The 14,005-nt window shown below is 70.0% G+C and carries 12 protein-coding genes and 2 rRNA genes; 8 read left to right on the top strand and 6 right to left on the bottom strand.

Going from position 1 to position 14,005, the window contains the following annotated elements; all coding sequences use genetic code 11:
* Together ACJMNC_RS02940 and glgB are read left to right on the top strand one after the other, a co-directional pair.
* Window positions 1-865: ATP-dependent DNA helicase (locus tag ACJMNC_RS02940; protein WP_408946423.1), on the top strand; the 865-nt coding region annotated here is incomplete at its 5' end.
* Window positions 862-2,715 carry a 1,4-alpha-glucan branching protein GlgB gene (gene glgB, locus ACJMNC_RS02945; RefSeq protein WP_408946424.1) on the top strand — a complete coding sequence of 618 codons (1,854 nt, stop codon included), beginning with the start codon at window positions 862-864 and terminating at the stop codon, window positions 2,713-2,715. The genes ACJMNC_RS02940 and glgB, both read left to right, overlap by 4 nt.
* 18 nt (window positions 2,716-2,733) lie before the next feature.
* Here glgB and ACJMNC_RS02950 read toward each other — a convergent pair whose 3' ends face one another.
* From ACJMNC_RS02950 to ACJMNC_RS02960, 3 genes are all read right to left on the bottom strand, one after another.
* Window positions 2,734-3,642: a tetratricopeptide repeat protein gene (locus ACJMNC_RS02950; protein ID WP_408946471.1), complete on the bottom strand. Its 909-nt coding sequence runs from the start codon at window positions 3,640-3,642 to the stop codon at window positions 2,734-2,736.
* A 96-nt stretch (window positions 3,643-3,738) separates the two neighbouring features.
* Complete coding sequence (locus ACJMNC_RS02955) at window positions 3,739-4,110, bottom strand: DUF3817 domain-containing protein (RefSeq protein WP_408946425.1); 372 nt, start codon at window positions 4,108-4,110, stop codon at window positions 3,739-3,741.
* 5 nt (window positions 4,111-4,115) lie between these two features.
* Window positions 4,116-5,309, bottom strand: a complete 1,194-nt coding sequence (locus ACJMNC_RS02960) for an acetyl-CoA C-acetyltransferase (RefSeq protein WP_408946426.1) — start codon at window positions 5,307-5,309, stop codon at window positions 4,116-4,118.
* Window positions 5,310-5,396: 87 nt separating this feature from the next.
* On the opposite strand from ACJMNC_RS02960, the gene mce reads away from it, so the two are divergent.
* Together mce and ACJMNC_RS02970 are read left to right on the top strand one after the other, a co-directional pair.
* The gene (mce, locus tag ACJMNC_RS02965) at window positions 5,397-5,894 is read left to right on the top strand and encodes a methylmalonyl-CoA epimerase (RefSeq protein ID WP_408946427.1); all 498 of its coding nucleotides are present in this window, start codon (window positions 5,397-5,399) and stop codon (window positions 5,892-5,894) included.
* Between the two features lie 133 nt (window positions 5,895-6,027).
* On the top strand, window positions 6,028-7,014 hold the full coding sequence (locus tag ACJMNC_RS02970; RefSeq protein WP_408946428.1) for a DivIVA domain-containing protein: 987 nt from the start codon (window positions 6,028-6,030) through the stop codon (window positions 7,012-7,014).
* Window positions 7,015-7,056: 42 nt separating this feature from the next.
* On the opposite strand, the gene nucS is transcribed toward ACJMNC_RS02970, so the two are convergent.
* Window positions 7,057-7,740, bottom strand: a complete 684-nt coding sequence (nucS, locus tag ACJMNC_RS02975) for an endonuclease NucS (protein WP_408946429.1) — start codon at window positions 7,738-7,740, stop codon at window positions 7,057-7,059.
* Window positions 7,741-7,829: 89 nt separating this feature from the next.
* Between nucS and ACJMNC_RS02980 the strand changes: the two genes are divergently transcribed.
* From ACJMNC_RS02980 to ACJMNC_RS02995, 4 genes are all read left to right on the top strand, one after another.
* Entirely contained in the window at window positions 7,830-9,299 is a 1,470-nt protein-coding gene (locus ACJMNC_RS02980; RefSeq protein WP_408946430.1) for an NAD-dependent succinate-semialdehyde dehydrogenase, read from the top strand.
* A gap of 62 nt (window positions 9,300-9,361) precedes the next feature.
* Window positions 9,362-10,594, top strand: coding sequence for a glycosyltransferase family 87 protein (locus tag ACJMNC_RS02985; RefSeq protein WP_408946431.1), 1,233 nt, complete (start codon window positions 9,362-9,364; stop codon window positions 10,592-10,594).
* Between the two features lie 115 nt (window positions 10,595-10,709).
* Entirely contained in the window at window positions 10,710-11,567 is an 858-nt protein-coding gene (locus tag ACJMNC_RS02990) for a 3-hydroxyacyl-CoA dehydrogenase (RefSeq protein WP_408946432.1), read from the top strand.
* Between the two features lie 144 nt (window positions 11,568-11,711).
* Window positions 11,712-13,481, top strand: a complete 1,770-nt coding sequence (locus tag ACJMNC_RS02995; RefSeq protein WP_408946433.1) for an oleate hydratase — start codon at window positions 11,712-11,714, stop codon at window positions 13,479-13,481.
* A gap of 178 nt (window positions 13,482-13,659) precedes the next feature.
* Here ACJMNC_RS02995 and rrf read toward each other — a convergent pair.
* A 5S ribosomal RNA gene (gene rrf, locus ACJMNC_RS03000) occupies window positions 13,660-13,776 on the bottom strand.
* Window positions 13,777-13,880: 104 nt separating this feature from the next.
* Window positions 13,881-14,005: ribosomal RNA gene (locus tag ACJMNC_RS03005) — 23S ribosomal RNA — on the bottom strand; the annotation flags it as partial.

Raw genomic sequence — 14,005 nt, forward strand, 5'->3', positions numbered from 1 at the left:
CCAGTTCTCGGTGGCCGGACTGCTGCGCAGTTCTCTGTTCACCGATGCCACCGTCGTTCTCACCTCGGCCACTCTGACCATCGGCGGCGACTTCGACGCCCTGGCCCGCACCTGGGGGCTGCCGCCGCATCGGACGGCGGACGCGCCCGCGCCGGCCGGCTCGACGGCCGGCGACGTCGATGCGGGCGGCTGGCGCGGCCTGGACGTCGGCTCCCCGTTCGACTATCCGCGCTCGGCGATCCTCTACGTGGCCCGGCATCTGCCGCCGCCCGGGCGCGGTGAACTCGCGCAGCCGGTGCTCACCGAGATGACCGAGCTGATCACCGCCGCGGGCGGGCGCACCCTCGGGCTGTTCTCGTCGATGCGGGCCGCACGCGAGGCCACCGAAGCGCTGCGCGAGATCCTCGACGTGCCCATCCTCTGCCAGGGCGAGGACACCACGTCGACCCTCATCGAGACCTTCGCCGCCGACGAGCCGACCTGCCTGTTCGGCACCCTGTCGCTGTGGCAGGGCGTGGACGTGCCCGGCCCGTCGCTGCAGCTGGTGATGATCGACCGCATCCCCTTCCCCCGGCCGGACGATCCGCTGCTGTCGGCCCGGCAGCGCGACGTCGACGCCCACGGCGGCAACGGCTTCCTCACCGTCTCTGCCAATCACGCCGGGCTGCTGCTGGCCCAGGGCGCCGGCCGGCTGCTGCGCTCGACCGGCGATCGCGGCGTGGTGGCCGTGCTCGACTCCCGGCTGGCCACCGCCCGCTACGGCGGCTATCTGGCGGCGGGGCTGCCGCCGTTCTGGCGGACCACCGACCCGGCGACGGTGCGCGCGGCCCTGACCCGGCTGACCGCCCGGGCCCCGGCCTCGTGACCGCACGGCAGCCCGGCACACGGCGCCCGGCCGGACCGCTCTGGCAGCGCCTGGGCGCCCACCCGGACGGCGACGGCACCGCGTTCGGGGTGTGGGCGCCCAATGCGCGCGCCGTGAGCGTGGTCGGCGCCCTCGGCGACGAGGGCTGGGCCGAGTATCCGATGACCCCCGGCGGCGACGGCGACTGGCGGGTGCGGATCCCCGGCGCCCGGCCCGGACAGCACTACCGGTTCCGGGTCACCGGCGCCGACGGCCGGATCCGGGACAAGGCCGATCCACTCGCCCGCGCGGCCGCCTGCCCGCCGGAGACCGCCTCGGTGATCGCCGGGCCGTCGTCGTACGTCTGGACCGACCAGGAGTGGCTGGCCCGGCGCGCCGGCGGCGCCGCCGAGGCCGGTCCCCTCTCGATCTACGAGGTGCACCTGCCGTCGTGGCGGCCCGGACTGGGCTACCGGGAGCTGGCGCGGCTGCTCGCCGACCACGTCGGCGCCCTCGGATTCACCCATGTGCAGTTGCTGCCGATCACCGAACATCCGTACGGCGGCTCGTGGGGCTATCAGGTGAGCTCGTACTTCGCCCCGACCGCGCGGCTGGGCGCACCGGAGGACTTCCGGTACTTCGTGGACGTGCTGCACGGCGCCGGGATCGGCGTCCTGCTCGACTGGGTGCCCGCGCACTTCCCCAAGGACGAGTTCGCGCTGGCGCGTTTCGACGGCACCCCGCTCTACGAGCATGCCGACCCCCTGCGCCGGGAGCAGCCGGACTGGGGCACCTACGCCTTCAATCTGGGCCGGCCCGAGGTGGCCGAGTTCCTGCTCGCCAGCGCCGAATACTGGTGCACCGAGTTCCATCTCGACGGACTGCGGGTCGATGCGGTCGCCGCCATGCTGTACCTGGACTACTCCCGCGATACCGGTCAGTGGCGGCCCAACGACCGGGGCACCAACGAGAACGACGAGGCGGTGGCCTTTCTGCGCGAGCTCAATCACCGCCTGCACCAGCGCTGCCCGGGGGTGCTCACGGTGGCCGAGGAGTCCACCGCCTGGCCGGGGGTGACCGCGGCCGTCGAGCACGGCGGCCTGGGCTTCGACTTCAAATGGGATCTGGGCTGGATGAACAATCTGCTCTCGGTGCTGGCGCTGCCGCACGAACGGCGCGGACTCGAGCAGCAGCGGCTGATCGCCTCCCTCGGCTATGCCGGCAGCGAGCGCTTCGTGCTCCCGCTCAGTCACGACGAGGTGGTGCACGGCAAGGGCACGCTGCTGACCCGGCTGCCCGGACCGGACCGGGCCGCCGGTGTGCGCGGTCTGCTCGCCTACCAGTGGGCCCATCCGGGTAAGAAGCTGCTCTTCGCCGGACAGGAGTTCGGTCAGCGCGCCGAGTGGGACGACGTGGCCGGCCCCGACTGGGAACTGCTCGCCGACCCCGGACACCGCGGCATCGCCGATCTGGTGACCGACCTCAATCGCCTCCACCGGCGGCTGCCGGCTCTGCACGCCGGCGACGGCAGCGCCGAGGGGTTCGAGTGGCTCGATGCGCAGGACGTCACCAATGCGGTGCTGGGCTTCCTGCGCCGCAGCGCGCCCGGAGCGACCGCGCCGGGTGAGCTGGTCGCGGTGCTGGTGAACTTCTCCGGCCGCGATCTGTACGACTACCGGATCGGTTTCCCGCTGCCCGGCCGCTGGACCGAGATCCTCAACACCGCGGCCCTGGACTACGCCGGCTCGGGCGTGGGGAATCTGGGCTCGGTGCACACGGTGGACGTGCCGAGCCACGGCCGGCCGTGCAGTGCCACCGTCACCCTGCCCGCCCAGTCCGTCGTCTACCTCACCCCGGCCGCCGCGGGCTGAGCCCGCCGGCCGCGCGGTTCAGTAGAGGGCGGCGGCGAGTTTGCGGCGGGCGGAGACCACGAAGGGCTCGGCCGGGTCGAAGAGCTCGAAGAGTTCGAGCAGCCGGGTCCGGGCGCGATCGCGGTCGTCACCGGTGGTGGTCCGGACGGTGGCCAGGATCCGTTCGAAGGCCTCCTCCGGTCGCTGTCCCAGCAGCAGCACGTCGGCGGCGGCGAGCTGGGCGTCCACGTCGCCCGGCGCCGCGGTCTCCACGATGCCCGGATCGTGTCCCTGGGCCCGGTTGACGAACTCCAGGTTCCTCACCACCGAGGCGGCTTCGAGATTGTTCGGCTCGGCCTCGGCCACGGCCCGATAGGCCGCCAGCGCACCGTCGATGTCACCGCTGTTGAGCAGTTCCTCGGCGGCGACCATCCGCGGATCCTCCTCCGGCTCCTCGGGCTGTCCCTCCGGCGCCGGCGCCCCGGTCAGCGCCCCGCCGACCTTGGCCAGGATCTCGTCGAGCCAGCCCTGGATCTGCGCCTGCGGCTGCACCCCGTTGAAGGCGGCCACCGGCTGGCCGGCGGCGATCGCCACCACCATCGGCACCGACTGCACGCCGAAGGCCTGCGCGATGCCCGGATTGGCGTCGACGTCGACCTTGGCCAGCACCCACTGCCCGCCGGCGGCCTGCGCCATCGATTCGAGCAGCGGGGAGAGCTGCTTGCACGGGCCGCACCAGGTGGCCCACAGGTCCACCACCACCAGCTGGCGGGCCGAGCGGTCGATCACCTCGGTCTGGAAGGTCGCGTCGGTCACGTCGATCACGGCATCGGCGGCCCCGCCGGCCGGGGCGCCGTCGGCCGGCGCCTGCGATGCGGGCGCATTCGCGGCACGCCGCTGCGCGTCGGCCCGCTCGGCCAGGACGGACAGATCGACGGCACCGGACATCGCCGCGGCGGCGGCCGCGGCCTGCTGAGGATTCACTGGTCTGCTCACGATTGTCAGTCTCTCACTCTCGGGACGGTCGTGGATCGCGCTGCCCGGTCAGGACGCGGTGACGGCGCTCTCGCCGGCGACCGCCGCCTCGCCGGCCGGCGCCGACAGCTCGCCCAGCCGGCCCGTGCGACGGGCCCAGATCTCGAAGATCACGGAGAAGAACGGCGGCACCGAGGCGACCAGCGCCAGCAGCGTCACCTTCCACGACCAGTTCAGCGAGCGGGCCGAAAGCACGGTGATCAGCAGGTAGACGATGAAGGCGGCGCCGTGCAGCGAGCCGGGCACCATCGTCGCCGACTCCATGTCGGCGCCGTACTTGAGCCCCATGCCGATCAGCAGCAGCGCCCAGGTGATCGCCTCGATCACGGCGATCAGCCGGAAGCGCTTGGCGGCGGTGGAGACGTCGAACCAGGTACTCATCGCGCTCACGCCTTCGGCACGCGCACGATGAGCGCATCGCCCTGGCCGCCGGCCCCGCACAGCGCGGCCACTCCGATGCCGCCGCCGCGCCGGGCCAGTTCGAGTGCCAGGTGCAAGGTGATCCGGGCGCCGGAGGTGCCGATCGGGTGACCGATCGAGATGGCGCCGCCGTTGACGTTGACGATCTCCGGGTCGATGCCCAGCTTGCGGGTCGACGCCAGGCCGACGGCCGCGAAGGCCTCGTTGATCTCCACCAGGTCCAGGTCGGCCGGGGTGATGCCCTCGCGCTCGCAGGCCTTGGCGATGGCATTGGCGGGCTGCTCCTGCAGCGACGAATCCGGTCCGGCCACCACGCCGTGCGCCCCGATCTCGGCGAGCCAGGTCAGGCCGAGCTCCTGCGCCTTGGCCTTGCTCATCACCACCACGGCGGCGGCGCCGTCGGAGATCTGCGAGGCGTTGCCGGCGGTGATGGTGCCGTCCTTGCGGAAGGCCGGACGCAGACCGCTGAGCGATTCGACGGTGGTGCCGGCCCGCACTCCCTCGTCGGTGTCGAAGACGATCGGGTCACCCTTGCGCTGCTTGATCTCCACCGGCACGATCTCGTCGGCGAAGACGCCGGACTCGGCGGCGGCCGCGGCCAGCCGGTGGCTGCGTGCGGCGATCTCGTCCTGCTGCTCCCGGGTGAAGCCGTCGGTGTCGTTGGACTCCTCGGTCAGCCGCCCCATCGGCTGATCGGTGAAGGCGTCGTGCAGACCGTCGAAGGCGGTGTGGTCGATGAGCGCGGTGTCGCCGTACTTGAAGCCGGCGCGGCTGCCCTTGAGCAGGTGCGGCGCCTGGGTCATCGACTCCTGGCCGCCGGCCACCACGACCTCGAACTCACCGGCCCGGATGAGCTGGTCGGCCAGCGCGATGGCGTCGATGCCCGACAGACACATCTTGTTGATGGTCAGGGCCGGCACGTCCCAGCCGATTCCGGCCTTCACCGCGGTCTGCCGGGCCGGCATCTGCCCGACCCCGGCGCTGAGCACCTGCCCCAGGATCACGTAGTCGATCTGCTCGACGGGCACGCCCGAACGCTCGATGGCGCCCTTGACGGCGATCGCGCCCAGATCGACGGACGAGTGGTCCTTCAGTGAACCCATCAGGCGACCGAACGGGGTTCGGGCACCGGCGACGATGACGGTGGTGTTCTCGGACATCCGCACACAACTCCTCGGGGATTTCCTCAGCGGGGATTTCGACCGGCCGGAAGGCCGCTGTCTCCCCTCTAACGCTACCGTGGTCGTATGAGCAACAGTTCCCCGGATGACGTGACCATGACCACTGATGCGCGTTCCACGGATGCGCTGACCGCGATCGGCGATCTGGTGATCGGCGTGGATCACGTGGGCGTGGCCGTCGCCGATCTCGACGCTGCGGCCGACTGGTACCGCACCAACCTCGGTTTCGTGAACCTGCACGAGGAGGTCAACGAGGAACAGGGTGTGCGGGAGGCGATGATCGGCCCGGCCGACGGCTCCGGCGCCCTCATCCAGGTGCTCGCCCCGCTCACCGCGGAGTCGACCATCGCCAAGTTCCTCGACCGCAACGGTCCCGGTCTGCAGCAGCTCGCCGTGCGCGTCCGCGACCTCGATGCGGTGACCGCACATCTGACCGGCAACGGCGTCCGGCTGCTCTATCCGGCGGCCAAGCGGGGCACCGCCGATTCGCGGATCAACTTCGTCCACCCCAAGGACGCCGGCGGTGTTCTGCTCGAACTCGTCGAGCCGGCCGCCGGGCACTGACCGCCTCGCGCCGGACCGGCGACGCACGAGCCGGCACAGACTGAGTCACATAAGTCACACCAGCACCAAATCCCAGCGCAACACGCCGATTGTGATCCACTCCCTACCGCCGCGACCGGCTTAGAGTCGACTCATGTCCACTCCCGGTCACCGCCACAGTCCGTTCACCATCGTCATGCGCGGCTACGACCGCGACCAGGTCACCGACCACATCCGCCGGCTCGAGGCCGATGTCGCGATGATGGCCGCCGACCGGGACTCGGCCCATGCCCACGCCGACGAGATGTTCACCCACCTCGAGGAGGCACGGGCCCGCATCGCCGAGCTCGAACACGAGGTGGCCGCGCTCTCGGTGCCGCCGACCACCACCGCGGGGATGACCGAGCGCATCTCCCGGATGCTCGCCCTCGCCACCGAGGAGGCCGACGAGGTCCGCCAGAACGCCGCGGACGAGGCCGCAGAGACCCGGTCGGTGGCGCAGCAGGAGGCCGCCGCGCTGACCGCCGACGCCCAGCAGCAGGCCGACCGGACTCTGGCCCTGGCTCGTGAGCACTCCGACGAACTGACCGGCAAGGCCGAGCAGACCCTCGCCGAGGCCCGGGACAACGCCGCCTCGATCATCGCCGCGGCCCAGGACGACGCGGCCCAGTTGCGCGGCTCCTCGCACCACATCGCCGTCGCCCGGCTGGCCCGCTCCCGCGACCTGGCCCAGGCCGCGCACGACGCCCACCGCCAGGTCCTCGATCACCTCGCGGCTCTGCGCGAACACCTCACCGATCTGCCCGGCGCCCTCGAGCTCTCCGAGGACGAGGCCGCACTGGTGGCGACCACCGCGGTCGACGACCTGGATCTGCTCAACCGGCCGCTGACCGGACGGGACCGGTTCGACCTCGCCGACCTCCGCGACGGCGGGACGCCGCGCAGCGGTGACGACCGGTCTGCCGACGACGGCGCCGACGACACCGCCGCCGAGCGGACCGACGTCCTCGGCACCGTCGACGACGAGCCCGGCTACTCGGAGTACGCCCACGACGAGCAGACCGATCGGGATCACACCGGCGACTACCTGCTCGACGACGACGCCGCCGTCAGCGACGATCCGGCCTCGAAGTACGCCTGACCGGCCGGCCTCAGCCCGCGTACGGGCCCACCAGCCGGCACCTCAGAAGAGCCGGAACTCGGTGCTCTCGGTGCCGCGCAGAGCGTCGTAATCGAGTGTGACGCAGCGGATTCCGCGATCGTTGGCGAGCGTCTTGGCCTGCGGCTTGATCTGCTGCGCGGCGAAGATGCCGGCTACCGGGGCGATCGTCGCATCCCGGTTGAGCAGTTCCAGATAGCGGGTCAGCTGCTCGACGCCGTCGATCTCGCCGCGCCGCTTGATCTCCACCGCCACGGTCTGCCCGTCGCCGTCCCGGCACAGCAGATCCACCGGTCCGATCGCGGTCATGTACTCCCGGCGGATCAGCGTGTAGCCCTCCCCCAGCGTGGTCACGTGTTCGGCGAGCAGCTCCTGCAGGTGCGCCTCCACACCGTCCTTGACCAGTCCCGGGTCCACACCGAGTTCGTGACTCGAATCGTGCTCGATCTCGGCGATCGTGATCCGCAACTGTTCGCCGGCCTTGTTGGTGACCACCCACACCCCCCGGGCGTCGACGCCGTCCGGCGCCTGCTCCTCGGTGAGCCAGCACGGCGGGCTCATCCAGTTCAGCGGCTTGTAGGCCCGATCGTCGGCGTGCACGCTCACCGATCCGTCGGATTTGATCAGCAGCAGCCGCCGCGCCATCGGCAGATGAGCGGTCAGCCGGCCCACGTAGTCCACTTGGCATTCGGCAATCACGAGACGCACACCGGACAGCATAACGACCGCCCGCCGGTCCCCGGGCGGGCCCGCCGGGCCCGGCGCGCGGGCCGGCCCGACGGCCTATCGTGGGCATCATGAGTCACTCCGGCAGCCCGTCCCGCCCCGATCTCCCCGCCGATCTGCCCACCGGGCTCTGGATCGACGGCGCGCCGCGCGAGGCCGCCTCCGGCGGACGCTTCGACGTCGACGATCCGGCGACCGGCCAGACGCTGACCACCGTCGCCGATGCCGGCGCGCAGGATGCCCTCGATGCCCTCGGCTCGGCGGCCGCGGCCGCCGAGGGGTGGGCGGCCACACCGCCGCGTGAGCGCGGTGAGATCCTGCGGCGCGCCTGGGAGCTGGTCACCGGGCGTGCCGACGACTTCACCACGCTGATGACCCTGGAGATGGGCAAGGCGCTGCCCGACAGCGCTGCCGAGACCAGCTACGGCGCCGAGTATCTGCGCTGGTTCGCCGAGGAGGCGGTCCGGGTGGGCGGGCGCACGGCGCAGGCTCCCGCCGGCAACGGATCGATCCTGGTGACCAAGGAGCCGGTGGGGCCGGCGCTGGCCATCACCCCGTGGAACTTCCCGCTGGCGATGGGCACCCGCAAGATCGGCGCGGCGCTGGCCGCCGGCTGTCCGATGATCGTCAAACCCGCCCAGGAGACCCCGCTCACCATGCTCGCGCTGGCTGCGGTCTTCGCCGAGGCCGGGCTGCCTGCGGGTGTGCTGTCGGTGGTCACCGCCACCTCCGCGTCGACGATCAGCACCGCCCTGATGAACGACCCCCGGCTGCGCAAGGTCACCTTCACCGGCTCGACCGGCGTCGGCCGCGTCATCCTCGAGCAGTCCGCACCGCAACTGCTGCGCTCCTCCCTCGAACTCGGCGGCAACGCCCCGTTCATCGTCTTCGACGACGCCGATCTCGACGCCGCACTGCAGGGCGCGATGGCCGCCAAGATGCGCAACGGCGGACAGGCCTGCACCGCGGCCAACCGGTTCCTGGTCGCCGAGAGCGTCGGCGACGAGTTCATCCGGCGCCTGTCCGACTCGATGGCCGGGCTCACGATGGGTCCCGGGTACGCGACCGGCACCGAGCTGGGCCCGATGGTCAGCGTCAAGCAGCGCGACCGGGTGGCCGATCTGGTCGACGAGGCGGTGGCCGCCGGCGCCCGGCTGCACACCGGCGGCGAGCGTCCGGACGGCCCCGGCGCCTTCTACCCGCCCACCCTGCTCTCGCAGGTCCCCGACGACTGCGCCATCACCACCGAGGAGATCTTCGGGCCCGTCGCCGTGGTCGGCACCTTCCGCACCGAACAGGAGGCGATCGAGCGCGCCAACCGCACCGACTACGGACTCGCCGCCTACTTCTACTCGCGCGATCTGGACCGGACGCTGCGGGTCTCGCGCGCGCTGCGCAGCGGCATGGTGGGGGTCAACCGCGGTGTGATCTCCGACCCCGCCGCGCCGTTCGGCGGCGTCAAGGCCTCCGGCATCGGTCGCGAGGGCGGCAGCGAGGGCATCGAGGAGTACCTCGACACCAAATACATCGCGCTCACCTGACCGGCCGCGCCGGGACGGCACCCGCGCGCCCGGGGGCGCGGTGCGACCGACACAATGGAGCGGTGACCGCACCCACCGACCGCCCCGGCCACCGCGCCCGGCTGGCGGCCTGGGCATATGCCCTGGTGGTGGTCGGTGCCGCCGTGATCCTGGTGGTGCCCTACGAGCTGAACGTCCCGCATGTGCCGCCGGTCGACTTCTACGTCTACCGGTACGCCGCCGCGGCCGCCTACGCCGGCACCGACATCTACCAGGGCGACGTCTTCGGTCCGGGCATCGGCCCGAGCGGACTGCCGTTCACCTACACCCCGTTCGCGGCGGTCGCCCTGTGGCCTGTCACCTGCTTCTCCGCGCACACCGCATACGTGCTCTGGAACATCGCCAACCTGCTGGCCCTGGCCTACGTGCTCGACCGCTTCGTGCCGCTGCGGCGGCGCTACCGCCTGCCCCTGCTGCTGGCCCTGCTCACCGCCGCCCGCTTCACCGTGATCGGCTTCCACCACCTCGACTTCGGCCAGATCAATCTGTTGCTGATGGGCCTGTGCATCCTCGACGTCTTTCGGCGCACCGACACCGCGGCCGCGCGGCTGATGCCCCGCGGCGTCCTGATCGGCGTGGCCGGAGCGATCAAACTCACCCCGCTGCTGTTCCTGCCCTTCTTCCTGATCACCCGGCAGTGGCGCGCGGCCGCCGGCACCGCGATGGGCTTCCTCGGCGCCACGCTGATCGGGCTCGTCGTCTTTCCGCACGCCTCCTGGACGTTCTTCACCGTCACGTTCTGGGAGCTCTCCGACAAGGTCGATCTGGGCGATCTGTTCAGCAGTTCGGGCAACAACTCCGTCCAGGGCGCGCTGGCCGCCGTCGACGGCCTGCCGGGCGCGGTGGGGCCGGCGCTCGCACTGGTGGCCGCGGCCGCCGGTCTCTGGGCGGCGCAGCGGGTCTTCCGCACCGCCGGGCTCGGCCCGGCCGCACTGGTGGTGGGTCTGACGGCGGCGGCGGTCTCGCCGGTGAGCTGGATCCACCACTGGGTCTATCTGTTGCCGGCGCTGGTCTACCTGGCCTGCTACGGGCGACTGCCGGTCCAGCTGTTCGCGGCCGCCGCAGCCCTCGTGCTGATCGTCACCGAGGGCCCCACCACCGGCGACCGGATGCTCGACGGCGATCCGGCCGGCTGGCTGCTGCCGGTGGCCGTACTGGCCCGCGAATCCCTGCTGCTGCTGTCCGTCGCCGTCATCGCCGTCCTGGTCGTGATGCGGGTGCGGCCCGGCCGCGAGCTGCCCCTGCCCGCGACCTGACCGAGGACTCCGGGCGCATGCCCGACTGGGCCGATCGTCCCGAATCCTCCCGCCGTTGCTGCGGAATCGTGCTTCTGCCCAGCGTCTTTCGCGACTCGCGGGTACCGTCGATGCCATGGCAGAAATCAAGCAGGTAACAGTCATCGGCACGGGTGTTCTCGGCTCGCAGATCGCCTATCAGACCGCGTACTCCGGCTTCACCGTCGCGGTCTACGACATCAACGACGAGGTCATCGGCAAGGCCCGCGACGTCACTTTCCCCGGTTTGGCCAAGACCTATCTGGCCGAGGTGAAGGACGCCGATCAGGAGAAGGTGGATGCGGCCCTCAAGCGGCTGAGCTTCCACACCGACTACGCCTCGGCCGCCGCTGAGGCCGACATCGTGATCGAGGCCGCTCCGGAGAAGCTCGAACTCAAGGAGCAGATCTTCGCCGAGCTGAACAAGGTGGCCCCCGAGCGCACCATCTTCTGCACCAACTCGTCCACCTTGCTGCCCAGCGACATCGCCCCCTCCACCGGCCGCAGCGACCGCTTCCTGGCGATGCACTTCGCCAACCGGGTGTGGCAGTTCAATACCGCCGAGATCATGGGCACCCCCGAGACCAGCCCGGAGGTCTTCGAGCAGGTGGTCGAGTTCGGTCGGCAGATCGGCATGGTGCCCATCCCCATGCACAAGGAGAAGGCGGGCTACGTCCTCAACTCCCTGCTGGTTCCGCTGCTCTCGGCTGCGGCCGGGCTCGCGGCCGGCGACTACGCCGATCCGAAGAGCGTCGACGACGTCTGGCGGATCGCCACCGGCGCACCGCTGGGACCGTTCCAGATCTACGACGTCATCGGTCTGAACACCCCGTACAACATCATGATGAGCGGCGACGCCGAGCAGCAGAAGCTCGGCGCCTGGCTCAAGGAGAACTACATCGACAAGGGCCGGCTCGGCATGGCCAGCGGCCACGGCTTCTACGACTACACCTGATCGCTGCGCGGCGAGCGGCCCCCGGTCGCGCCGACCGGTCGGGCCCTGCGCCGCTGTTCGTCCGGCCGGCGACCTCACTGCCTCGAGGTCGCCGGCATGCTGATTGATCGTTCACCGAACACCGATTGACGAGGGGAATCACACATGCACTACAGCGCAGGAAACTACGAGGCGTTCGCACGGCCGCGTAAGCCGGCCGGCGTCGACGACAAGACGGCCTGGTTCGTCGGAGCCGGGCTCGCGTCGATGTCCGGGGCGGCATTCCTGATCCGCGACGGCCAGATGGCCGGCGACAAGATCACCATCTTCGAGGAACTCGATCTGCCCGGCGGTGCCCTCGACGGCATCAAGGAGCCGAAGAAGGGCTTCGTCATCCGCGGGGGCCGCGAGATGGAGAACCACTTCGAATGTCTCTGGGATCTGTACCGCTCCATCCCGTCGCTGGAGGTCGAGGGCGCCAGCGTGCTCGACGAGTTCTACTGGCTCAACCTGGACGACCCGAACTCGTCGTTGCGGCGAGTCACCACCAACCGCGGCGAGGACGCCGGAACCAACTTCACCTTCGGTCTCTCCGACACCGGACAGAAGGATCTGGTCAAGCTCTTCCTGGCGACCCGGGAGGAGATGGAGAACAAGCGCATCGAGGAGGTGGTCAGCGAGGAGTTCCTGCAGTCCAACTTCTGGCTCTACTGGCGTACCATGTTCGCCTTCGAGAACTGGCACAGCGCCCTCGAGTTCAAGCTCTACCTGCACCGCTTCATCCATCACATCAAGGGCCTGCCGGACCTCTCGGCGCTCAAGTTCACCAAGTACAACCAGTACGAGTCTCTGGTCCTGCCGCTCTACCGCTGGCTGCTCGACCAGGGCGTCACCTTCCACTTCTCCACCACGGTCACCGACGTCGACTTCGAGCTCGGCGACGGCCGCAAGCAGGCCACCGCGATCCACTGGAACCGCAAGGGCGAGGACGGGACCACCGCACTGGGTGAGAACGACCTGCTCTTCATGACCATCGGCTCGCTCACCGAGAACTCCGACGAGGGCGATCACCACACGCCGGCCCGGCTCAACACCGGTCCGGCTCCGGCCTGGGATCTGTGGCGCACCATCGCGGCCAAGGATCCGGCGTTCGGCCGGCCCGAGGTCTTCGCCGGAGACATCGACAAGACCAAGTGGGAGTCGTGCACCGTCACCACCCTCGACACCCGGATTCCGGAGTACATCCAGAAGATCAGCGAACGCGATCCGTTCAGCGGGAAGGTGGTCACCGGCGGCATAGTCACCGCCGAGGATTCGAGCTGGCTGCTGAGCTGGACCGTCAACCGGCAGCCGCACTTCAAGCAGCAGTCTCCCGATCAGATCGTGGTGTGGGTGTACGGCCTGTTCCCCGATGCCGACGGCGACTACGTCGGCAAGCCGATGGCCGAGTGCACCGGTGAGGAGATCACCCGGGAGTGGCTGTACCACATGGGCGTCCCGGTCGAGCAGATCGATGAGCTCGCCGCTACCGGTGCCAAGGCCGTGCCGTGCATGATGCCGTATGTCACGGCCTTCTTCATGCCACGTCAGGCCGGTGACCGCCCGGATGTGGTGCCCGAGGGTTCGGTGAACTTCGCCTTCATCGGACAGTTCTCGGAGAGCCCGAGCCGCGACTGCATCTTCACCACCGAGTACTCGGTCCGCACCCCGATGGAGGCGGTCTACACGCTGCTCGACATCGAACGCGCGGTACCCGAGGTGTTCGGCTCCACCTACGACGTGCGTGAGCTGCTCAACGCCACCGCGCGGCTGCGCGACGGCAAGGAGACGGCGCTGCCCGGGCCGCACTTCCTGCGCGAGAAGCTGTACGACAAGTTCACCGACAACGAGGTGGGCCGGCTGATCGCCGAGTACAAGCTCATCGAAGAGCCCTGATCGCTTCCGCCCCGCCATTTCGGGTCTGCCCTGCCGTCTAGTTGGTGGGGTGGGCCCGGTTTGGTGGGGCGGAGTGTATTTGTGGGCCGGCGGGGCCGGGTGTGGGGCCGGGTTATGCGGGTGGGTGTGGGTATGTGAAAGGCCCCCAACCTGGTGGTTGGGGGCCTTTCAAAGTTGTGTTCGGCGGTGTCCTACTCTCCCACACTGGTTAGGGTGCAGTACCATCGGCGCTGGAGGGCTTAGCTTCCGGGTTCGGAATGGGGCCGGGCGTTTCCCCTCCGCTATGGCCGCCGTAACTTTATGAAACTGTCACACCACACAACTGGTGTGGTGGTGTGTTGTTTCAGAGGTGCATAGTGGATGCGGAACACACATTTTACTGTGATGTGTCTGGGTGTTGTTGGTAAGTCCTCGGCCGATTAGTACCAGTCACCTGAACACATTGCTGTGCGTACAGTTCTGGCCTATCAACCCCATGGTCTGTGGGGGGCCTTACCCCACCGAAGTGGGTGAGAAACCTCAGC

Origin of the sequence: Gordonia sp. VNK21, from assembly GCF_046098115.1 — a bacterium.
Taxonomy (GTDB): Bacteria; Actinomycetota; Actinomycetes; order Mycobacteriales; family Mycobacteriaceae; genus Gordonia.